Here is a 21495-nt window from a genome sequence, read left to right as displayed (position 1 = left end):
GAACAGATGACAATATTCGATAACCGGGAAGAAAATATGCCGCTTGCCAGCCGTTTGCGTCCCGATGGACTGGAAGAATTTGTTGGACAGCAGCACTTGATTGGGGAAGGTAAAATTTTACGCATGCTTATTGAACGGGATCAAGTATCCTCTATGATCTTCTGGGGTCCGCCGGGCGTGGGGAAGACGACCCTGGCGAGAATTATCGCAAAGAAGACCAAATCTCGTTTTGTGGAATTCAGCGCTGTAACTAGTGGTATTAAAGAAATTAAAACTGTTATGCAGGAGGCTGAGGAAAATCGTCGAATGGGTTTGAGAACGGTACTTTTTGCCGACGAGATTCATCGTTTCAATAAGGCGCAGCAGGATGCCTTTTTACCTTTTGTGGAAAAGGGGAGTGTTATTTTAGTTGGAGCTACTACGGAAAATCCGTCATTTGAAATTAACTCAGCGCTTTTGTCCCGGTGCAAAGTTTTTGTCATGAAAGCGCTGGGGGAGGAAGACTTGCTGCAGATGCTTCATAATGCTATTGCAAGTCCAAAGGGTTTCGGAAAAACGGAGCTGCATATTCATAAAGGACAACTGGAGGCCGTGGCACGCTTTGCAAATGGAGACGCCAGAACTGCGCTTAATACCTTAGAGATGGCAGTTTTGAATGGAAAGGCGCAGGAAGACGGAAGCATTTTGATCGATGATGAAGTATTGGCTCAGTGTATGAACAGGAGATCGCTTCTATATGATAAGAGCGGTGAAGAACACTATAACCTGATCTCAGCGCTCCATAAATCTATGCGCAACAGTGATCCTGACGCGGCAGTGTATTGGCTTTGCCGTATGTTGGACGGAGGGGAAGATCCGCTGTATATTGCACGGAGATTAGTGCGTTTTGCCAGTGAGGATGTAGGTATGGCGGATTCGCAGGCGTTGCAGATAGCTGTAGCGGCGTATCAGGCTTGCCACTTTCTGGGGATGCCGGAGTGTGACGTTCACTTGACACATGCTGTAGTTTATTTGTCTATGGCAGCCAAATCCAATGCCGTCTATCGGGCCTGTGAGGATTGCAAGAAGGACATAAAAAGAATGCCGGCCGAGCCGGTACCGCTTCACTTGTGTAATGCGCCGACCTCGCTGATGAAGGATCTGGGGTATGGTAAAGGATATCAGTATGCCCATGACGAACAGGAAAAGTTGACTGCTATGACCTGCCTGCCCGATTCTCTGACAGACAGAGCTTATTATCAGCCGACGACCCAGGGCCGCGAAAAGTTGGTAAAAGAAAGACTTATCCAAATTAAAGAATGGAAGAAAAAGCGATGATGGCAGGAGTGGACTGTTGGAAATAATTACTCGATTTATTTTTTGTATTTTACTGTTTTGTGATTTGATCTGTGATAGAATGAAGGTTAAGATATCACAATTTGTTAAAATGGGAGAGAATCAATGACGGAATTCTATACTGAAAGAGAATTAGACCTTGTCCAGGCATACATAGAAAATACTTACGGAATGTTCGAAAGTGTGTTTCATGAGGTGGTATCGCCGGATATTCATGTGGATATTTGTGTGATTCCGCCTGTACCCGAAAGGAATTACTATACCCTGGTTACTTTGGGTATGGGAGCGCATCGCATGAATATTCCTGGAGAACTTGCTGGAATGCAGTTGGAACGGGCAGAACTGGCTATATCGCTGCCGTCTGACTGGAAGATAGACAGTGAAGATGAACGGTGGTATTGGCCCATTCGCTGGTTGAAGATATTGGCAAGATTACCTATTGAAGAGGATTCCTGGCTGGGGTGGGGGCATACTGTATCTAATCCCGGGCAATTGCCTTTTGCTGAGAATACGGGTTTTGCCGGAATGATTCTTTTGAATTTAGACCCGGGCGGACATGAAAAACGCGTTTGCAGGTTACCGAATGGCGATGAGGTTAACTTTTATGATATGGTACCGCTTTATAGAGAGGAAGTGGACTATAAATGCGCTAACAGCGCTGATGAGCTTCTGCGCCTTTTTGAATGTGATCCGGAGGAAATCTGTATTATGCCGGTAGATTTGAATAGAAAGAACGTGTGCATCAGCAGAGAAAAGGTATATGCCATTAAACCGGAGGAAATGGAATGTTTGCTAACCGACTGGCCAGGGGTAGAAGGGTGTCTGGCTACAGACCGAATTACAGTGGACGGTATGCCGGTAGGATATTGTTACAGAGAAGAACCGGAAGAAAATTGTAAAGACTGGGACAGCGGCTGGCGTTTTATGGCAGGAGATGAAAGCGACGCCTATATGGATGATCCGGACTGCACGTCTATCTATACGCTCAATGCGATTTGCAATTACGATATGGAGGTTCTCCCGATTTTAAATTCTCCTTATGGTACTGCCTTTGAGAGAAATCAGAACGGCGAGCTGGTACGGCTTAGGAACTGGGAAAAAGGGCAGATGCCGGAACAGAAAAGCTTATTAGGCCCGGCAGAAATTCAGTTTCTCGAGGATTGCGTTGATGAGGCTGATGGATATTTTGGGAGGATGGCAGCCTATTTAGATGAGTTTATTCAGACAGGCGTTCGAGAGGGGCGGTTTACAGAACGGCAGGCCAGAGAGGATTTGCAGATCGCTTTGTGGTATTCCTATGCATATAACAATTTGGATGAATATCGATGGTATTATTCCACAGTGCAGTGGATGCCGTATTCGGAGAAATATGCCCGCGGGTGCGGCGCCTGGTATTACAGATATTCAGTGGCGCTGGTCTATTGTGGCAGATTACGAGACGCGTTGGATTATGCGGAAAGAGGTGTTTTAGAAGAACCAGATTATCCATGGATCTGGCTGCAGGCAGCAAAGCTGCGCTGCCATTTTGGAGATAAGGAAGGAGCGTTAGCGGCAGTAGAAAGGGGACTCTCTCTTGAACCTGGAGATTACGAATTCCTGACCTTACGCCAGGAGATTGAGGCAGGGAGAAGCTTGGAGGAAATGGAATTTCACTATATTGACGCAGAGGCGGATCAGGATTTGCAGGATGGATTAAATCCTGATGAGCTTTCCAAACGAGCGGCTATCAGGGGAATTTGCCTTAACGAGGATGGTTTGAATGAATTTCAACAAATCTTTCAACCAATAGACTGGGAAGCGGACGCGCCGTTTTGTTCCTTTACGATGGATGCCGATGGATATGAGGTTGAAATGGTCTTTTGTATGAATCAGGCTGCTGTCTCTAAGCTGGATCCGGAGTGGTTAGTATCGTGCAGAGAACTTGTTCGTCAGAAAGCAAAGATGCACAGATTCAAGGAAGGCGTTACCTATGCGCTTCGTCTCGCGACTGTGTCCTGGGACGGCATTACCGTAATGTTGACCTATGAGGATGAGGAAGGCCAACGTATTCTGCAGACTGTAGTGGAAGCAGACGGAGAAGAAAGAGATTTAGACGAATCCTATGATCCTATCGATGAGCAAAGCAACGGTCTGCCGGGTATGATTAAATTATATAAGCAGGACGGAGATGAGATTCATTATGCAGAGGTTTGGATCGACGATGATATCGTTACAGAGCACATCGGAGTTCTGGGCGATACCGGAGAAGTAACAGAGTGCCGTCTGGATGCTGCTGATGGTTGGCAGGATTATTTGACAGGATTTCTAAAGGCCTATTATGAAGACGGCTATGATGAGTGGCCGGAAGAAGATTTTTTCTGGCTGGTGGTTCAGTATCCGATTGCGCCAGTTGCGCTAAAGGAAGGGGAAATGCCGATTCTGCCTCCTGCAGACGAGCGACTGAGAGAAACGTCAGAAAACCTGCTGAATGAAACCTTAGGATGGACCGGACTGGGTATCGTAGACGGCTGGGAAGTCGGCCCTTCCCTGGATGGCTCAGGACGCTCTGTTCTGAACTTGTATTGCATCGTAGTCGACGGAAATATGGCGGTGCAGACCATATTAAGAGCGCTGCAAAACGAGATAGTCCGCAGCGGGTTGAAAATTGCAGTGAAAATGCCTATGGACGCGGCTTATGCTCTGGTCTATAGCGATGACGGCAGTCAGGACTTCTCTTTATAAGCAAAGAGCGTCTGTCGAAACTTTTTGTCCCTGTCCGGGTGCACGGCATCCGGGAGGGATTTTTTTTCATGGCATGAAGGAAAGACAAGTACGTTAGTTGACACTAACGTACAAGCTTGGTACAATAGACAGGAAGAAGTAGTCTTAGGAGGAATGACGATGACACTGTCAGAACTAAAAAAGGGTGAAAGCGCCCGAATTATCTCTATCGGCGGAAGCGGCTCCTTGCGCCAGCACTTTCTTGATATGGGATTGATTCCGGGAAAAAGTATTACATTTATGAAGGCGGCGCCTATGGGCGACCCGATTGAATATAGAGTTTGGGGTTATGAGTTGACCTTGCGTCTGGCCGACGCTGAGAAAATTCAGGTTGTTAAAGTGACGGAGGATAATTCGTCCGCGGCAGAAGAAATATCTGAATTACTTCAGTGTCCGCATGCGGAGCACCCGGGTCTTGGTGAAATGGGTAAGTATCATGTAGAAAGTAAAGGCGGCGAGTTGCCGGAAGGAACGCTGCTGACCTTTGGATTAGCAGGCAATCAGAATTGTGGGAAAACCACATTGTTCAATCAGCTGACTGGTTCTAATCAACATGTCGGAAACTTTCCCGGGGTTACAGTAGATCGGAAGGATGGGCAGATCCGACGGTTTAAAGACACGCTGGTGACAGATTTACCGGGGATCTACTCTATGTCGCCATATACCAACGAGGAAATTGTAACCAGAGAGTTTTTTCTGGAAAATAAACCAAAGGGCATTATTAACATTGTTGACGCTACGAATATAGAGAGAAATCTGTATCTGACATTGCAATTGATTGACCTGAATATTCCCATGGTTCTGGCGTTGAATATGATGGATGAAGTCAGAGACAACGGTGGAACCATACATATCAATGAATTAGAGGCGACTTTGGGAATTCCAGTTATTCCGATTTCCGCTTCGCGAAACGAAGGAATTGAAGAACTAGTAGATCACGCGGTGCACGTAGCTAAATACCAGGAATGTCCTGGGCGGATGGATTTTTGTGACGCAGAAGGAAGCGATGGCGGCGCTTTACACAGAGCGATCCATTCCATTATGCATATGATAGAGGATCATGCGAAGGCGGCGGATATTCCTGTCAGATTTGCGGCGAGTAAGCTGATAGAGGGAGATCAGCTGATTTTGGAGAAGCTGAAGCTGGATCAAAATGAGAAGGAGCTTTTAGAACACATTATCGTACAAATGGAAAGAGAAAGCGGTATGGATCGTAACGCTGCTCTGGCAAACATGCGGTTCACTTTTATTGACAGAGTGTGCAGCGCTACGGTTGTTCGACCTGGAGAAAGCAGAGAGCATTTGCGAAGTCAGGCTATGGATAAGCTTTTGACTGGAAAATTTACAGCGATTCCCAGTTTTGCGGGCATCATGGCTTTGATTTTCTGGCTGACTTTCGGTCTTATTGGACCATGGCTGTCAGATCTGATGGAGAAGGGTATCGACTGGCTTACTGTGCTTTGCGACAAGGGACTTTCTGCGGCGCAGGTCAACGATGTGATTCATTCTTTGATCATCGACGGCGTTTTTGCCGGCGTAGGAAGCGTTCTCAGCTTTTTACCGACGATTGTCACACTGTTTTTCTTTCTTTCGTTTTTGGAGGACAGCGGTTATATGGCCCGAGTGGCTTTTGTTATGGATAAGCTGCTGCGAAAGCTGGGTCTTTCAGGAAGAAGCTTCGTGCCGATGATCATTGGCTTTGGCTGTACGGTTCCTGCTATCATGGCGACCAGAACGCTGCCCTCGGAGAGAGATAGAAAGATGACGATTCTTCTTACGCCGTTTATGAGCTGTTCTGCGAAGCTGCCGGTTTATGGATTGCTGACGGCTGCCTTTTTCCCTGGCCATGGAGCGATTGTGATAATTGCATTATACTTTACAGGTATTATCACAGCCATACTTTTTGCGATACTTTTAGACAGAACAAAATTTAAGGGAGAGCCAGTTCCCTTCGTTATGGAATTGCCCAACTACAGGTTTCCGGGCCTGAAAAGTGTTGGCCGGCTGATCTGGGATAAAGCGAAGGATTTTATTACCAGAGCATTTACGGTGATATTCGTGGCCACGATTATCATCTGGTTTTTACAGACCTTCAGCACCCATTTGAATGTTGTCAGTGATTCTCATGACAGTATTTTGGCGTTGCTGGGAGGATTTATCGCGCCGGTATTTGCGCCTCTGGGATTTGGAGACTGGCGTGTTTCTACGGCGCTGATTACCGGATTCACAGCAAAAGAAAGTGTAGTCAGCACAATGACCGTACTTCTGGGCGGAGACACATCACTGCTGCAGGCCATGTTTACGCCGTTTACAGCTGTAGTATTTCTGGTCTTTACGCTGTTGTATACGCCTTGCGTAGCGGCTGTTTCCGCGGTAAAGAGAGAGTTGGGCGGTAAATGGGCGCTGGTTGTAGTATTGCTGCAGTGTGTGATTGCCTGGATAGTGGCCTTTGTGGTACATGGAGCAGGCGTCCTGCTGGGATTTTAACAGACGAAAGTAAAACAGAGACCGTTCCGGATTTTGATATGATCGGAGTTGTCTCTGTTTTTTAGTTCGGGGTTTATGTTTCGAACTGGCAGATTATTCGCCTAGTTCCTTTAACTTTTTGTATTTAGCGTCTATTTCTTTTAGCTTTTCAATGACGTTGATTTTTTGCGGACAGTGGGATTCGCAGTTACCGCAGCTGATACAATCCTGAGCGTTAGGACCTGCTTTTTCGTACAGATCGGACAGAGAACCCCAAATCCAATGGAATCCTTTGACGGCGGCCTCGTTGTATAGATTGAAAATCTTTGGGATTTTGATACCGGAAGGACATTCAGAACAATAGTTGCAGCCGGTGCAAGGAATCAGAATATCGGCGCGGAGCGCTTTGACTGCCTGATTGATAGCGGCATTTTCCGCGTCAGAGAGAGAAGGACCATTGAATATTTCGATGTTTTCTTTCATCTGCGACAGCGTGGACATACCTGACAAGGTGCAGCACACGTTATGCAGCTGATCGACAAAACGCAGAGCATAGGACGGATAGCTTGCACCGGTTCCAGCAGAGTCCAAAATATCGCAGGCATCTTTACTCATAGGCTTGGCGAGCATACCGCCGCGGATTGGTTCCATGACGATAATCGGCTTGTTAAACTCTACGGCGATATCGTGAAGAACCTTTGCATCTTGATATTCCCAGTCAAAGTAATTCAGCTGCAGCTGAATAAATTCCAAATCGTCTCCATGGTCCGTGAGAATTTGGCGCAGAAGATCCGGTTGGCAATGGAAGGACGCGCCAAGATGACGAATACGGCCCGCTTTGATTTCTTTTTGAAGCAAATCGAACATGTGCAGTTTTTCGATGTCAGGATAGCTGTCCTCGTCTATATTGTGCAGCAGATAGAAATCGAAATAATCGGTACGGCATTTTTTTAGCTGTTCTGTAAGAATTGCTGATACATCTTCGGCGGAGCTGCACAGCCAGGTAGGCAGTTTATCAGCCAGATAGAAGGTGTGACGGGGATGTTTTTCGATCGCCGCGCCGACAAAGTTTTCTGATTCGCCGTCGTGGTATTTGTACGCAGTATCGATATAATTGATTCCGTTTGCCAAAGCGTAGTCGATCATTTCCTGACCGGCGGCATAGTCGATGTTTCCCGCGCTGTCCATAGGCAGACGCATAGTACCGAATCCGAGTCGGGATATTTTCATTTCCTGAAATGTTGTGTATTCCATTGATTCCTCCTGATGATTTTGATAAGTATAGTATAGCATGCGGGGAAGGGCGGTGGCAAGGATCTCACAGGAGAATTTTGTGGACGGAAACTGTATAGCGTGGCACGAAATTTGCATAGTTGTATTGTAAAAGAAACTGCGGAAGGAGTAAGAACATGAAAATTATTGACATGCATTGTGATACGATCATGAGCCATTATTACAACAGAGAAGAAAACCTTTATGATAGAGAAGGACATCTTAATTTGAAAATGATGAAAAAGGCTGACGCATTGGCTCAATTTTTCGCTATTTATCTGATGCGTCCAGAGATAGATGAAAATGGACCGTACAGTCTGTTTGAGGAGATGTATCAGCTGTATTTGAAGCAGATGGAGCAAAATGCAGACGTTATCAGACCGGCATATTGCTGTGAGGATATTCTGCGCAATCAGGCTGAGGGAAAGATGTCTTCTGTTTTGACGATTGAAGACGGTGTGTTTGTTGAGGATCATATAGAGCGTATTCAGGAGGTCTATGACAAGGGGGTCAGACTGATTACTTTGCTGTGGAATTTTGAAAACTCTTTGGGTTATCCTTCCAGTGATAACGTGAAGGAGCATAATCTGGGTTTGAAACCGATGGGGATTGAGGCTGTTGAAATGATGAATCGACTGGGCATGATTATTGACGTTTCGCACATGTCAGAGGGCGGATTTTATGATGTTGCCCAGCATAGTAAAGTGCCGTTTGTCGCCAGCCATTCCTGTGCCAGAGCGCTTTGCGGACACCGTCGTAATTTAACGGATCAGCAGTTGCGGACACTGGGGAACAAGGGCGGCATGGTTGGCGTTAATTTCGCGCCGTTTTTCCTGAAGGATGATTCTGAATATGCAGAAATCAGTCAGGTAATTGAACATATGCAGTACATGGTATCCAAAGCGGGCATTGAAAGTGTTGGACTGGGATCGGATTTCGACGGCATTGATGATGCAGGGGAGATCAAAAACTATGAAGGGTATATTCGTATTCTGGAACATATGCAGACAGTATTTACTGATGATGAAATTGACAAAATCTGCACGCAAAACGCAATGCGTGTTATGAAGGATGTATTTGGAAAATAGTGAAGATAAACGGGGTCCAGCCCCGCATCGTTACCTTCTTTCTTAATCTATGAGAAAAACCCCGGCGCGCCGCAAAATGCGGAATGCCGGGGTTTTTCGCTGTAATGAAACAAGAATGTTAACGGCGTGCGGACATTAAGCCGTTGTAGAGATTTTTGTACTGCCTTTTATTTAAAATCATTGGATAGTATTGTTGTGACTCGTCATCTTTTAATGAGAAGATGATTCGGCAGCCTGCATAATTATCCGATTCCATGGAAACAATTTCTCCGTTCTGATTTTCCAGATGGATATCCTCTAACTGATCAAGATTAAAGGCGGGAATGGAACGTCTGGGCATATTAGGATCGGGAAGCCAGACTACATCGTCTTTTAAGTCAATGCCGATAGAGATTACGGTAAGCAGTCCCATGATGTCGATGATGAGCAGAAAAAAGCATATGACTGCCGGAATAAACCACAGGATGCCGCGGCCGGAAAATAGAAAAACTGTACAAAGACTGGTAGCTCCCAGTAGGATACAGGTTAGAATGATGATGTAGGTCAGACCACGATAATTGGTCATTGGAAATTTTTTGTTCATAACTTTATTGTAAACCTCCTTATACGATTTAAATTATGCAAGAATTATGCAAAGCTTTGATAGAGTACGATGACGGTATATAACGGTGTCATGCAGACCAGCAGCATGCATATGGCCAGAAACGCGTATAGGATGGATATAAATTGCCATTTTTTTGTATACCCTGGCAGAACTTTAAACTTCTTTTCGATTTTGATTTGTGGCTGCGCGATAAGCAATTCGAAAAAGTCGTTGACGGGAATTGCTCGAATGACGCCCATACGAAAAAAAGGAATGGTCAGAGCCGGCTTGCTGTTGGAATTTGGCGTTTCTTCGCGGAACAAATGAATTCCCCATGTGTCCAGTCTGGCAAAATGAATTTCAGACAATTGGATAGTGCGGGATCTGCGTAAAATATGATTTTGATAAGTCACAGCATTGTCATCATATATCGTAGAGAAGAATTTGTAGCCGAAGAAGATGAACGTGACGGCGGCGAAGATTACAGCGTAATACAGCAGGGTCAGACTTAGATAAACTATGTATCCTTCTACTTGGAAAAGCTTCATTTCAACGATAACGGTTAGTCTCAGCAGAAAATAAAACATGATGACGAAGTAGAAAATCTGTTTTGATTTCGTGCTGAAAGTATATGGTATTTTTTTCATCTTTGTACACTCCTGTCCTGTGATAAGACGTTAGGCGATAAGTTTTAAAACTAAGTATAGCACACTTTGTACGGAGGTACAACCAGAAAATTTATGTCAAAGTATTCTGAGCGGGGATAAAAATGGGTAAAAATGGATCGAAAAATAGGGAGTAAACAAGATAAAACACATTTCATCCAATTACGGGGGGGGGGGGGCAATATTAGATGATTATAGATAAATATAGACGGCAACTGCATCAATTTTGTAAAAAAGTGCATTGCTTTTTACTGTGGATTTGTTTGGCACGGGATTTGCATTTAACATGTGCTGTAATCTATTTTCAATTCATCAATTATGATCATGGATATGGAGGTGATTTTTTATGATGAATTATATCTGGGTAGTATTGATTGCTATCGCAGTAATTGCCGGAATCGCTACCGGCACAATCCAGGAGGTACAGGATAATCTGTTTGCATTTGCAGATACTTCTGTTGAACTGGCAATTGGACTCATTGGTTCTATGGCATTCTTCTGCGGGCTGATGAAGGTTATGGATGACGCAGGCCTTTGCGAAAAGCTGGGCAGACTGCTTTCTCCAATCTTGAAATTGATGTTCCCGAACGTGCCTAAGGATCATCCTGCAAACTCCGCCATCGTTATGTACATGGCCGCAAGTATTCTGGGATTGGGTAATGCTTGTACGCCTATGGGTATCAAGGCAATGCAGGAACTGCAGACATTGAACAAGACAAAGAACATCGCCACAGATGACCAGTGCATGGTTATGGCGATTTCTACGGGTTCTATCTGCTTGATTCCTTCCAACATCATTGCAACGAGAAGCGCTGTAGAAACAGCCGGCGCTGCTGAAATCGTAGGACCTGTTATCCTGACAACGCTTGTAGCGGCTATCGTATGCATCATTTCTACTAAGCTTCTTGGAAAACTGAAGATCTTCCGCTACGATTATCTGGTAGAAAAGGATAGAGCTGCCGGCCGTCTTCAGATCAACGAGGACTACATCGGTGATGATCCATTAACCGTAGATACAAAGGAGGCGATTTAATTGACAGCTGTATTAAACTTCATTTCGTTATATGCCATTCCTGTATTGGTTATGGGCGTGACTATATATGCTTTATTCGTTAGAAAACTTCCTGTATACAGTTCCTTTACAGAAGGCGCTAAGGAAGGTTTCTCCACCGGCGTTATGATTATTCCGTATCTGGTTGCAATGCTGTGCGCTATCGGAATGTTCCGCGCATCCGGCGCTATGGATTATCTGGTATCCATTCTGGATCCTGTAACTTCTTTAATCGGATTGCCGGGTGAAGTGCTTCCGATGGGTATCATGCGTTCTCTGTCTGGCGGCGCTGCGCAAGGTTTGCTTGCTGACCTGCTGACAAATTACGGAACACAGTCACAGATCGGTCGTATCGCGTCAGTGGCAATGGGTTCTACAGAGACAACGTTTTATGTACTGGCTGTATACTTTGGGGCTGTAGGAATCACCAACGCGAGACAGGCGCCGTTTGCAGGTCTTCTGGGCGACCTGTTCTCTTTGATCATGTCAGCTGTAGTTGTCAACATTATGTGGGCATATTAATAAATAAAGAGGTGAATTTATCATGAGATATCCTGAGAAGTTAAGGGCAGGAGCTGTAATCGGTCTGGTGAGTCCCAGCTCTCCTATATCAGAAGAACGGCAGGAAGAATGCTGTAAGGTTATGACATCATTGGGTTTCCGTGTAAAAAAAGCGGACAACATTTCGGCATCTAAAGGCGGTTATATGGCCGGTGAAGAAAAACTGAGAGGCGAGTGGATCAATAGGATGTTTGCGGATCCTGAAGTGGAAGCGATTTTCTGTATACGCGGTGGTGACGGCGCGAACCGCATTATCCCGTATATTGACTTGGATGTTGTTAGAAACAACCCGAAGATTTTTCAGGGTTACAGCGATATCACCAGTCTCCATCTTCTCTTTGGACAGGAATGTGATTTAGTTACGTTCCATGGGCCAATGATTTCTTCCAATGTGGTAGACAAGTTTGATGAAGAAACAAAACAGGCTTTCTTTGAGAGCTTAACCGCAGAAGATGAATATACATATTTCGCTCCAAAAGGCATGCCGATTGGCGTGGCGAGAGAGGGATATGGCGAAGGTGAAATGACAGGAGGCAACTTAACTGTGCTGTGTGCTTCTGTGGGAACACCGTATGAAATCGATACAAAAGGAAAGATTTTGTTTATCGAGGAAATTGGCGAACACATCGGTAATTTGGATAGACATGTTTATCAGTTGAAGAACGCCGGTCTTTTAGACGAGGTAAAGGGTATTGTGCTGGGTCAGTTTGCTCGCTGTGATGTGGGTGAGGAAGGATTTGATATGACCAGAGTCATTTTGGACGCTATTGGCGATATGGATATTCCTGTCATGTACAACATCCAGTCCGGTCACGATTTTCCAATGATTACATTGCCTATGGGCGCAGTATGCCAAATGGATACAGAGACTAAAACTATCAAATTTAAGGTAGAGAGATAAAACATTTTTCCTTATTGATAAATCTCCTGAAAAGGAGCAGAACCCCGATGAGCGTTAACTCATCGGGGTTCTGTTTTTAGTTATTATAACTGAACGATTTTTCCGGCTTTCAGTACCATAGATACATTTTCAAGAACTTCGATGTCTTCGTCAGGATTTCCGTCAAAGACTACGAGATTTGCACGTTTTCCGCATTTTACTGTACCGACCTTATCGTCAATCATCAGGATTTCCGCATTATTTTTTGTTGCCTGAATCAGAGTTTCCAGCGGAGTAAATCCGGCCAGGTTTACTCTGGCGCGGAATTCGTAAATTCCGTTGCCGTGACTTCCTTCATATACGCCCGCGTCTGTTGCCCAACCGATTTTAATGTTATTTTCCTTATAGGCGCGAACGCCTTTTATCAGCGTATCGGTGAGCCGTTCCGCTTTTTCGATGTAATGCTTTGGCTTTCCTTCCGGAAATTCTAAGAAGTTAATCATAGGAGACATCGTTGGCATCGGGAAAGATCTGTCCGACTTTTTGTACATCTCGATACATTCGTCGTCCATGATCGAGGAGTGTTCCACTGTTCTTACGCCGCAACGGATGCACATTTTGATTGCCTCTGTACCGTGACAGTGCACAGCGACGGGAAGACCTACATAGTCTGCGGCTCTGCAGGCGGCTTGAAGTTCCTCCTCGTAAATAATCGGCATGCCTGGTTCTCCTCCGGGATTCATGACGGCGCCGGTTCCCATGATTTTGATCCAGTCTGCGCCCAGCTGGTATTGGCGGCGGACGGCTTTTGTGAATTCTGCAGGGGAATCTGCTTCCGTATACATAGTGCCAAAGAATTCATTGCCCATTTCTGTAGGCGAGATGATGATGCCGCTGGTCAGAATATCCGGGCCCATGATCATGCCTTCATTGACTGCTTTGGCCAGTCCGATGGTGATGTTATTTCTATCACCAACGTCACGAACAGTAGTATAGCCTTTTTTTAAATTGTCCTGTGCTAGACGCAGACAGCGCATAATACGGTAAGAGTCTGATTCGACATTTTCCTCAAAGGTGTTTTTGCCACAAAGATCCAGATGCAGATGGCCTTCGATCAGACCCGGCATCAAAGTTTTTCCCTCTAAGTCTATGACCTGCGCTTCTGGTATGGAAACGCTGTTTGCAGGCTTGATTTCCTGAATCAATTCACCGTCGATGACTACGTCTGCGTATTTTTCATCAAAATTCTCTGTCAGCTCCGGAATTAAGCGAGCATTTTTCAATACTAACATATTTAGCCTCCAAAAAAATTATTTTTTTCATTTTACTATAGAAACAAGGACTTGTCCAGATTTTGATATTTCTAAGGACAGAGACCTATAATACTCTGTTGATTATTGAAGATTTTGGGGTATAATAGGAATATATGGATAGTGAAAGGAGGAAGCAAAATGAAATACGTATGCGACGCTTGTGGCTGGGAATATGATGAGGCTGCTGGCTGGCCGGAAAAGGGTATTGAGCCGGGAACAAAGTTTGAAGATCTTCCGGATGACTTTGCATGCGACCTGTGCGGCGTTGGCAAAGACATGTTTTCCAAAGCTGAATAACCTGTAAACTCTGCGAGAAATTCATTTTATCGCAGAGTTTTTTATCATAGAGGAAAAAAAGCTATGCTTTAGCGCTGTCATGTGATAAAATAATATGTTAGTAAGAGGTGTCTAAATATGCTTTACAGGGTTTCGGCCTCCTGCTGCGAGGGATCGGACGGTTCGCCGGGAGGTAATTAGGGCAAAAGCAGAAAACAAGATGTAAAGGAGACAAGCTTATGAAATTTGAAATTGCAAAAGAAGTATTCGATTTGTTGCCGAACGCGTTTTTTGGTGTTGTCGCAGTCAGAGGGATGGACAATACTAAAGAGGTCGCGGAATTGGAAGAAATGCTGCAGATGAATATTCAGCAGTGCGAGAAGGACTTTGAAGGAATTAAAGTGAAAAATGCAGATGATATTGTACCGTATCGAGAGGCTTTTCGTGCTATCGGCATTAATCCTAACCGGTATATGTGCTCTATTGAAGCGTTACTTGATCGGATAGCAAAGGGAAAAGGATTTCCACATATCAACGCTGTGGTGGATTTGGGCAATGCGGTGTCTATAAAATATCATTTGCCCATTGGGGCTCATGATATGGAGACCATTGACGAGGCATTAGAAGTTCGTTTCGCTGATGCGGAGGATACCTTTATTCCTTTTGGCAACGGTGAGATGGAAAAACCTGAGGATAAGGAAGTTGTTTATGTTTCTGACCATCAGGTGAGAACTCGTCGTTGGACCTGGAGGCAGAGTGAGATCGGCAAAATAACAGAACAAACCAGAGATGTGTTGTTTCCGATCGACGGCTTTATCAACTTGAATAAGGAGGAAGTAGAGAAAGCTGCTGCTGAACTGGCGGAGTTGGCGCAGAAGTATTTTGGAGTAGAAGCAAAGGTTGGATTTATCCATAAGGACAACCGAATTTTTGATGCTGAATAATGTATTGGTATCAGGACGGGGTATGCGTGACGTGTACCCCGTTTTTAGATGAACTAGCTGTCTCGTAAAATCTTGGGGTTTACAATCTCGAAATCAATGGTATACTAAATGAGATAAAAGAATGCGGAGGAAAATGCATGCAGACATGTGTTGAAAATATTTTAGAAAGTTGCCGGCGGTATACTTTGGACGGTGAGGTTGCCAGCTATATTCCTGAATTGTCAAAGGCAAACAGAGAAGAAATTGGCATTTACGTCGCTGCTGAGGACGGTGATTTCTTTGCCGGTGACTGGGAAAAACCTTTCACAATTCAGAGTATTGTTAAGACGATTTTTTTGATGCTGGCAGCTAAGGATAACGGCATTGATTTTGTCAAAGCCCATGTCGGCGTGGAGGCTACGGGAAAGCCTTTTAATGCTATCGATTATGCGGAACCTTTGCTTCTGCGGGAACATATCAATCCGATGGTTAATATCGGAGCGATCGCGGTTTGCGGCATGGTGAAAGCTGCGACTAACGAGGAAAGGTTTCAGCGTCTTTTGAATTTTACTCGCGAGATTATGGAAAACCCTGATCTGGAGGTAGATCAGGAGGTTTACCTTTCAGAGAAGAAAACGGGGAATAAGAATCGGGCGCTGGGTTATCTTTTAAAAACCTCAGGAATGATTTACGGGAGCGTAGAGGAATTGCTGGATGTGTATTTTGCAATGTGTTCTATAAAGGTGAACTGTCAGGACTTGGCTCGCATGGGATTGATGCTTGCTAATCATGGAAAGAACATACACAGGGATACGCAGGTGATTCCAGAAGAAGACGCGGTGTTTATGAACGCGGTACTGATGACTAGCGGAATGTATGACGGCAGTGGTGAATTTGCCACTACAGTAGGGATTCCGGCCAAAAGCGGCGTAGGCGGCGGCATCATGGCTAATTGTCCCGGCCGTATGGGTATTGGCATCTATTCTCCGGCTTTAGATAAGAAGGGGAACAGCGTAGCCGGCATACGCATGTTGGAAGCGTTGAGTCGTAAACAGAAGTTGAGTATTTTTTGATCAAATTAGCAATTACCTATATTTTATATACTACTTAAAATCCTTATGAAAAAGACCCTGGTGCGGAGCGCTGCATCGGGGTCTTTTTCTTTGCGAAACGTTGGAGAGAAGGGGCGGAAAGAGTATTAGAAAAATCTATACAAATGAAAGAGAAAGTTGTTGAATTTTGGGCAGTGTGCCTATTGACAGTACCGCTGTATGCAGTATAAAATATAACCTGAGTGAGTAACGAATTTGGAGAAAGGAGCACATCGTTTTGCCGACAGGCATCGATGACAGGAGTAATATGCTGGAGAAAGAGTATTATGACAAAACCGATGAAATTATAGCGGCCTACGGGCGAACCCAGAAAGATTTAATTCCGATTATACAGGAGATACAAGAGGAGTATCGCTACCTTCCGCCGGAATTACTCAGTTATGTTGCAGGTAAGCTGAACATACCGGAGTCCCTGGCCTACAGTGTAGCGACTTTTTATGAAAACTTCTCTTTTGAGCCGAAGGGCAAATATCTGATTAAGGTTTGCGACGGAACAGCTTGTCATGTACGTAAATCTATTCCTATTTTGGAAGCATTATATAGCGAATTGGGCCTTTTCAAAGGGAAACAGACAACAGAGGATATGATGTTCACACTGGAGACCGTATCTTGCCTGGGGGCCTGCGGGTTAGCGCCGGTGCTGACAGTCAATGACAAGGTATATCCGGCTATGACGCCGGAAAAGGCGGTTGCGTTAGTTCGCGAATTGAGAGGAGCATAAAATGAACAAAATTACAGATAGACAGTCTCTCGCAAAGGTTCGTGAGGCGTCAAAGAAAGAAATTGAAAGCAATAAGTGTAGAATTTTGATCTGCGCCGGAACAGGCTGTATTGCCGGCGGTTCTGCGCAGATTTATGATAAAATGTGCGAACTGGTTGCGCAGAATCCTGATGTTGAGGTGGTCTTTGAGCCTGAGGTTGCCCATGGAGACGGAGATGTTGTCGTTCGCAAGAGCGGCTGCCACGGTTTCTGTGAAATGGGACCTTTAATGAAGATTGAACCGCAGGATATTCTTTATACCAAGGTAAAATTGGAAGACTGTGAAGAAATTTTTCACAGAACTATTGAAAGAGGAGAACTGATCACCAGACTGGTGTTTCAGCAGGACGGCAAAGAGTGTCCGAAGCAGGAGGAAATACATTTTTATGAAAAGCAGCATAGAAATGTATTGAAAAACTGCGGATCTATCGATGCGGAGCACATTCAAGAGTACATCGCTATCGGCGGTTATTCGGCGTTGGAGAAGGCTTTGTTTGAGATGACGCCGCAGCAGGTTATCGACGAGGTTATGGCGGCGGGTTTGCGCGGCAGAGGCGGAGCGGGCTTCCCAACCGGTAAAAAGTGGACGCAGGTTGCAAGACAGGAAGAAAAGAAGCGCTACGTTGTCTGCAATGGAGATGAAGGCGATCCGGGAGCATTCATGGACAGAAGCATCATGGAAGGCGATCCTCATAAGATGATCGAAGGTATGGCGTTGGCGGCTTATGCGGTAGGCGCGGACGAAGGTTATATCTATGTTCGTGCAGAGTATCCGCTGGCAATCGCCCGTCTGAAGAATGCTATCGCCCAGGCAGAAGAAGCAGGGCTTTTGGGTGATAATATTATGGGCACAGATTTCAGCTTTAAGCTACATATTAACAGAGGCGCAGGCGCTTTCGTATGCGGTGAGGGAAGTGCGTTGACTTCCTCCATCGAAGGAAACCGAGGCATGCCGAGAGTGAAACCGCCGAGAACTGTTGAGCAGGGTCTGTTCGATAAGCCGACTGTGTTGAATAATGTCGAAACCTATGCAAATGTGCCAATGATTATTGCGGACGGCGCAGAAAAGTTTGCCAGCATTGGAACGGAAAATAACTCCGGAACAAAGGCTTTTGCTCTGACCGGAAGCGTAAAGCATACCGGGTTGATTGAAGTGCCGATGGGTACTACCCTGCGTGAAGTCATCTTTGATATCGGCGGCGGCATTAAGGACGATAGAAAGTTCAAGGCAGTACAGATTGGCGGGCCGTCCGGTGGGTGTCTGACCGAGGAGCATCTGGACATGAAGCTGGATTTCGATTCTTTGAAGAAAATCGGCGCGATGATCGGCTCCGGCGGTATGGTAGTCATGGACGAAAATACCTGCATGGTAGAGGTATCTCGTTTTTTCATGAACTTTACCCAGAACGAAAGCTGCGGCAAGTGTGTACCGTGTCGCGAAGGCACGAAGCGTATGCTGGAGATTTTAGAAAGAATCGTTGGCGGGAAGGGTACACTGGAAGATTTGGATATGTTGGAAGAACTGGCGGAAACCATTACGGATACTGCGCTTTGCGGACTCGGAAAGTGTGCGGCGCAGCCGGTTATGAGTACATTGAAATTCTTCCGTGAGGAATACGAACAGCATGTGCTGGAAAAGAAATGTATTTCCAGAAACTGTACAGCGTTACAGAAATTCATCATTGACCCGGATAAGTGCAAGGGCTGCGGTAAGTGTGCGAGAAACTGCCCGGCAGGCGCAATTGCAGGTCAGGTTAGAAAAGCATATCATATTGACACAGAAACTTGTATCAAGTGCGGCGCATGTCTGTCTGATTGTGCGTTTGATGCAATTCATATCGAGTGGTAGGAGGAAGAAAAATCATGGGATTTATGACAATCAACAATAGAAAAGTAGAGTTTACAGATGAGAAAAATGTGCTGACAGTCATTCGTAACGCAGGCATTGACATCCCTACTTTCTGTTATCACTCCGATTTATCTACTCATGGCGCTTGTCGTTTGTGCGTAGTGGAGGATGATAAAGGGAAGGTCTTTGCGTCTTGTTCAGAAAGACCGAGAGACGGCATGAAGATTTATACACATACCCGCAAGATTCAACATCACAGAAAAATGGTTATCGAGCTTTTGCTTGCCGCTCATTGCAGAGACTGTACGACTTGCGCGGCAAATGGCGTTTGCGATTTGCAGAATCTGGCAAACCGTCTGGGTGTGACTGATATTCGTTTTGAGAACTATAAAGAACATTTACCGTTGGATACCACGTCTCCTTGCGTTGTAAGAGATTTGAATAAGTGCATTCTTTGCGGTGACTGCGTGCGTATGTGTCACGAAATAGAAGGCGTCGGCGTTTTAGGTTTTGCGCAGAGAGGCTCCAACATGATGATGACAACACCGTTTAAGAAGGATTTAAATGAAACTGGTTGTGTTGGCTGCGGACAGTGCCGCGTGGTATGTCCAACGGGCGCTATTACCATCAAAATGGATACCGAACCTGTTTGGAAGCTGTTGGAAGATAAAAGCGTTCGGGTTGTCGCACAGATTGCGCCGGCTGTTCGTGTCGCTATCGGTGAAGCGTTTGGTATGGAAAAGGGCGTTAACGCACTGGGACATTTGGCTGCAGCAATGCGATATATTGGTTTTGAAGAGGTATACGACACTGATTTTGGCGCGGATCTTACGGTTATAGAGGAAGCGAATGAGCTTGTGGAACGGTTGAAATCCGGCGAAAATCTGCCATTATTTACTTCCTGCTGTCCTGCATGGGTGAAATTCTGTGAAGACAGATATCCGCAGTTTGCAAAGCATATTTCAACCTGCCGTTCTCCGCAGCAGATGTTCGGCGCGTTGATTAAAGAAGAAGCAAGAATGAAGAAAGACGAAGACAGCAGAAGAACTGTTGTGGTTTCTATCATGCCTTGTACAGCGAAAAAAGCGGAGATCCTCCGTCCGGAGCATTTCACTGAGGGAGAGCAGAATGTAGACTATGTATTGACGACCACAGAGATCGCTAACATGATTAAATCAACTGGAATCAATATGGCGGAAATCACACCGGAAGCCCTTGATATGCCATTTGGTATGTCATCCGGCGCGGGTGCGATTTTCGGTACGACCGGAGGCGTGACAGAAGCTGTGCTTCGTTATTTGACAAAGAGCAACAGACCAGAGGATTTAGATGAAATCAAGTTCTCAGGCGTTCGCGGTAATGACGCTATCAAAGAAGCAACGGTAAATCTTTTAGGTAAGGATGTGCGCATAGCTATCATTAACGGTCTTGGCAACGCCAGCAAGGTTTTGGATGAGATGGAAGCAGGCAACGTGAAGTACGACTTTATCGAAGTTATGACTTGCAGAAACGGATGTATCAACGGAGGCGGCCAGCCGGTTTTCAACGGCCAGGAAATTATGACAGGCGCGGCGAGACAGGCAGGATTGTATCGTTTCGACAGCCGTTCTCAGATTAAATCGTCGCACCAGAACCCAGTAGCTTTGAGTTTGTACGACGGCATTCTTAAAGGAAAAGAACATAAGCTTTTGCATAATGAGAAATAAAAAGTAGAACGCTATGATAAATGTCGGGATAGCTGGAAACGATTTCAGCCGTCTCGGCATTTTTGCGTGCCTTAGGAAACGCACCGCATGGCATCGTATTATGGCGCACGCTGCGATTTTATATCGTTGTGTAAACAATAAATGCTGATGCGGTGCGATGAAAATTTGTGATTTATTAACAAATCATACTTTAGTATAATAAAATCTTCTACATTCTCACCTAACGAAAAGTTGACAAATCAGAAAATTTGTTATAAAATGAAAACAACGGTACTGGTTAAAATTTTAACCATCTTTAGTTTGGGTTTTGGCCTGAAATAGCCGTATTATGTCATTATATCTATATCTATAATTTTCGAAGGAGAGAAACATGTGTAACTGCAAAGAAATGACTGCAAAGTTTGCGGAGCTTGACGAGATTATCGAAAAGCACAAAGACGAGAGGGGCGCACTGATTCCAATCCTCCACGAGGCACAGGAAGTCTTTGGCTATCTGCCTTATGAGGTGCAGGAACGGATTGCCGACGGGTTGGGCGTTTCCATGGCGAAGGTTTACGGCGTTGTAACGTTCTATTCCCAATTTTCCCTGAAAAAGAAGGGCAAGTACAAGATCAATGTCTGTATGGGAACTGCTTGCTACGTAAAAGGCGCTGGAGATATTCTTGGTAAATTCCTGGAACGGCTTTCTATCGATGTCGGAGAGTGCACACCGGACGGTAAGTTTTCTTTGGATTCCTGCAGGTGTGTTGGCGCTTGCGGTCTGGCTCCTGTCGTCACCATCAATGACGAGGTTTACGGAAGGCTGACCCCGGAACAGGTAGACGAAATCATGAATCAGTATGAGCTTATGGAATAGCGGGGGAGGAAATGATGGTTAAGACAATCAAAGATATCC

Annotated in this window: 18 protein-coding genes; 14 read left to right on the top strand and 4 right to left on the bottom strand. The window is 45.2% G+C overall.

Annotated elements, in window-relative coordinates:
* Window positions 1-6: 6 nt before the first annotated feature.
* The 3 genes from ACPW7J_RS11795 (at window position 7) to feoB (ending at window position 6582) form a co-directional block, all read left to right on the top strand.
* Entirely contained in the window at window positions 7-1317 is a 1311-nt protein-coding gene (locus ACPW7J_RS11795; RefSeq protein ID WP_202623919.1) for a replication-associated recombination protein A, read from the top strand.
* 123 nt (window positions 1318-1440) lie between these two features.
* Window positions 1441-4056 carry an immunity protein Imm33 domain-containing protein gene (locus ACPW7J_RS11790; RefSeq protein WP_425755301.1) on the top strand — a complete coding sequence of 872 codons (2616 nt, stop codon included), beginning with the start codon at window positions 1441-1443 and terminating at the stop codon, window positions 4054-4056.
* 159 nt (window positions 4057-4215) lie between these two features.
* A complete protein-coding gene (gene feoB / locus ACPW7J_RS11785) occupies window positions 4216-6582 on the top strand; it encodes a ferrous iron transport protein B (protein ID WP_425755300.1) in 2367 nt (788 codons plus the stop codon).
* A gap of 93 nt (window positions 6583-6675) precedes the next feature.
* On the opposite strand, the gene ACPW7J_RS11780 is transcribed toward feoB, so the two are convergent.
* Complete coding sequence (locus tag ACPW7J_RS11780; RefSeq protein ID WP_424960033.1) at window positions 6676-7815, bottom strand: aldo/keto reductase; 1140 nt, start codon at window positions 7813-7815, stop codon at window positions 6676-6678.
* 155 nt (window positions 7816-7970) lie between these two features.
* On the opposite strand from ACPW7J_RS11780, the gene ACPW7J_RS11775 reads away from it, so the two are divergent.
* A complete protein-coding gene (locus ACPW7J_RS11775) occupies window positions 7971-8921 on the top strand; it encodes a dipeptidase (protein ID WP_425755299.1) in 951 nt (316 codons plus the stop codon).
* A gap of 118 nt (window positions 8922-9039) precedes the next feature.
* Here ACPW7J_RS11775 and ACPW7J_RS11770 read toward each other — a convergent pair whose 3' ends face one another.
* Window positions 9040-9504 carry a hypothetical protein gene (locus tag ACPW7J_RS11770; protein WP_161874167.1) on the bottom strand — a complete coding sequence of 155 codons (465 nt, stop codon included), beginning with the start codon at window positions 9502-9504 and terminating at the stop codon, window positions 9040-9042.
* 44 nt (window positions 9505-9548) lie between these two features.
* Window positions 9549-10151, bottom strand: a complete 603-nt coding sequence (locus ACPW7J_RS11765; protein ID WP_161874166.1) for a hypothetical protein — start codon at window positions 10149-10151, stop codon at window positions 9549-9551.
* Between the two features lie 364 nt (window positions 10152-10515).
* Here ACPW7J_RS11765 and ACPW7J_RS11760 point away from each other — a divergent pair, with 364 nt between their 5' ends.
* From ACPW7J_RS11760 to ACPW7J_RS11750, 3 genes are read left to right on the top strand one after another with little or no spacing between them, the layout of a single operon-like run.
* Complete coding sequence (locus ACPW7J_RS11760; RefSeq protein WP_161874165.1) at window positions 10516-11202, top strand: nucleoside recognition domain-containing protein; 687 nt, start codon at window positions 10516-10518, stop codon at window positions 11200-11202.
* Window positions 11203-11742, top strand: coding sequence for a nucleoside recognition domain-containing protein (locus ACPW7J_RS11755; RefSeq protein WP_202623916.1), 540 nt, complete (start codon window positions 11203-11205; stop codon window positions 11740-11742).
* Window positions 11743-11764: 22 nt separating this feature from the next.
* Entirely contained in the window at window positions 11765-12682 is a 918-nt protein-coding gene (locus ACPW7J_RS11750; RefSeq protein ID WP_425755298.1) for a S66 peptidase family protein, read from the top strand.
* An 83-nt stretch (window positions 12683-12765) separates the two neighbouring features.
* Here ACPW7J_RS11750 and ACPW7J_RS11745 read toward each other — a convergent pair whose 3' ends face one another.
* Window positions 12766-13953 carry an amidohydrolase family protein gene (locus tag ACPW7J_RS11745; protein ID WP_425755297.1) on the bottom strand — a complete coding sequence of 396 codons (1188 nt, stop codon included), beginning with the start codon at window positions 13951-13953 and terminating at the stop codon, window positions 12766-12768.
* Window positions 13954-14112: 159 nt separating this feature from the next.
* Between ACPW7J_RS11745 and ACPW7J_RS11740 the strand changes: the two genes are divergently transcribed.
* The 7 genes from ACPW7J_RS11740 to nuoE all read left to right on the top strand — a co-directional run bounded on the left by ACPW7J_RS11740 (window position 14113) and on the right by nuoE (window position 21456).
* Entirely contained in the window at window positions 14113-14271 is a 159-nt protein-coding gene (locus ACPW7J_RS11740) for a rubredoxin (protein WP_161874162.1), read from the top strand.
* A 218-nt stretch (window positions 14272-14489) separates the two neighbouring features.
* The gene (locus tag ACPW7J_RS11735; protein ID WP_425755296.1) at window positions 14490-15194 is read left to right on the top strand and encodes a B3/B4 domain-containing protein; all 705 of its coding nucleotides are present in this window, start codon (window positions 14490-14492) and stop codon (window positions 15192-15194) included.
* 137 nt (window positions 15195-15331) lie between these two features.
* Window positions 15332-16246: a glutaminase A gene (gene glsA / locus ACPW7J_RS11730; RefSeq protein ID WP_161874160.1), complete on the top strand. Its 915-nt coding sequence runs from the start codon at window positions 15332-15334 to the stop codon at window positions 16244-16246.
* Between the two features lie 256 nt (window positions 16247-16502).
* Complete coding sequence (locus ACPW7J_RS11725; RefSeq protein WP_424960037.1) at window positions 16503-17006, top strand: NAD(P)H-dependent oxidoreductase subunit E; 504 nt, start codon at window positions 16503-16505, stop codon at window positions 17004-17006.
* Between the two features lies 1 nt (window position 17007).
* The gene (gene nuoF / locus ACPW7J_RS11720; RefSeq protein ID WP_425755295.1) at window positions 17008-18894 is read left to right on the top strand and encodes an NADH-quinone oxidoreductase subunit NuoF; all 1887 of its coding nucleotides are present in this window, start codon (window positions 17008-17010) and stop codon (window positions 18892-18894) included.
* Between the two features lie 14 nt (window positions 18895-18908).
* Window positions 18909-20600 (top strand): [FeFe] hydrogenase, group A, encoded by a 1692-nt coding sequence (locus ACPW7J_RS11715; protein WP_161874158.1) that lies wholly within the window; start codon window positions 18909-18911, stop codon window positions 20598-20600.
* Window positions 20601-20970: 370 nt separating this feature from the next.
* Window positions 20971-21456 carry an NADH-quinone oxidoreductase subunit NuoE gene (gene nuoE, locus ACPW7J_RS11710; RefSeq protein ID WP_425755294.1) on the top strand — a complete coding sequence of 162 codons (486 nt, stop codon included), beginning with the start codon at window positions 20971-20973 and terminating at the stop codon, window positions 21454-21456.
* The last annotated feature ends 39 nt before the right edge of the window (window positions 21457-21495 follow it).

This window comes from Ihubacter sp. rT4E-8, from assembly GCF_049852125.1.
Taxonomy (GTDB): Bacteria; Bacillota; Clostridia; order Peptostreptococcales; family Anaerovoracaceae; genus Senimuribacter.
The sequence above is the reverse complement of the archived record's forward strand: the minus strand, read 5'-3'. Positions and strand labels throughout refer to the sequence as shown.

Excerpts from the sequence above, each read along its gene's own strand:
- nuoF (WP_425755295.1), top strand. The coding sequence starts at position 17,008 with ATGAACAAAATTACAGATAGACAGTCTCTCGCAAAGGTTCGTGAGGCG.
- nuoE (WP_425755294.1), top strand. The coding sequence starts at position 20,971 with ATGTGTAACTGCAAAGAAATGACTGCAAAGTTTGCGGAGCTTGACGAG.
- ACPW7J_RS11795 (WP_202623919.1), top strand. The coding sequence starts at position 7 with ATGACAATATTCGATAACCGGGAAGAAAATATGCCGCTTGCCAGCCGT.
- ACPW7J_RS11740 (WP_161874162.1), top strand. The coding sequence starts at position 14,113 with ATGAAATACGTATGCGACGCTTGTGGCTGGGAATATGATGAGGCTGCT.
- ACPW7J_RS11745 (WP_425755297.1), bottom strand. The coding sequence starts at position 13,953 with ATGTTAGTATTGAAAAATGCTCGCTTAATTCCGGAGCTGACAGAGAAT.
- ACPW7J_RS11750 (WP_425755298.1), top strand. The coding sequence starts at position 11,765 with ATGAGATATCCTGAGAAGTTAAGGGCAGGAGCTGTAATCGGTCTGGTG.
- ACPW7J_RS11780 (WP_424960033.1), bottom strand. The coding sequence starts at position 7,815 with ATGGAATACACAACATTTCAGGAAATGAAAATATCCCGACTCGGATTC.
- ACPW7J_RS11775 (WP_425755299.1), top strand. The coding sequence starts at position 7,971 with ATGAAAATTATTGACATGCATTGTGATACGATCATGAGCCATTATTAC.
- ACPW7J_RS11715 (WP_161874158.1), top strand. The coding sequence starts at position 18,909 with ATGGGATTTATGACAATCAACAATAGAAAAGTAGAGTTTACAGATGAG.
- ACPW7J_RS11790 (WP_425755301.1), top strand. The coding sequence starts at position 1,441 with ATGACGGAATTCTATACTGAAAGAGAATTAGACCTTGTCCAGGCATAC.
- feoB (WP_425755300.1), top strand. The coding sequence starts at position 4,216 with ATGACACTGTCAGAACTAAAAAAGGGTGAAAGCGCCCGAATTATCTCT.
- ACPW7J_RS11765 (WP_161874166.1), bottom strand. The coding sequence starts at position 10,151 with ATGAAAAAAATACCATATACTTTCAGCACGAAATCAAAACAGATTTTC.
- ACPW7J_RS11770 (WP_161874167.1), bottom strand. The coding sequence starts at position 9,504 with ATGAACAAAAAATTTCCAATGACCAATTATCGTGGTCTGACCTACATC.
- glsA (WP_161874160.1), top strand. The coding sequence starts at position 15,332 with ATGCAGACATGTGTTGAAAATATTTTAGAAAGTTGCCGGCGGTATACT.
- ACPW7J_RS11735 (WP_425755296.1), top strand. The coding sequence starts at position 14,490 with ATGAAATTTGAAATTGCAAAAGAAGTATTCGATTTGTTGCCGAACGCG.
- ACPW7J_RS11760 (WP_161874165.1), top strand. The coding sequence starts at position 10,516 with ATGATGAATTATATCTGGGTAGTATTGATTGCTATCGCAGTAATTGCC.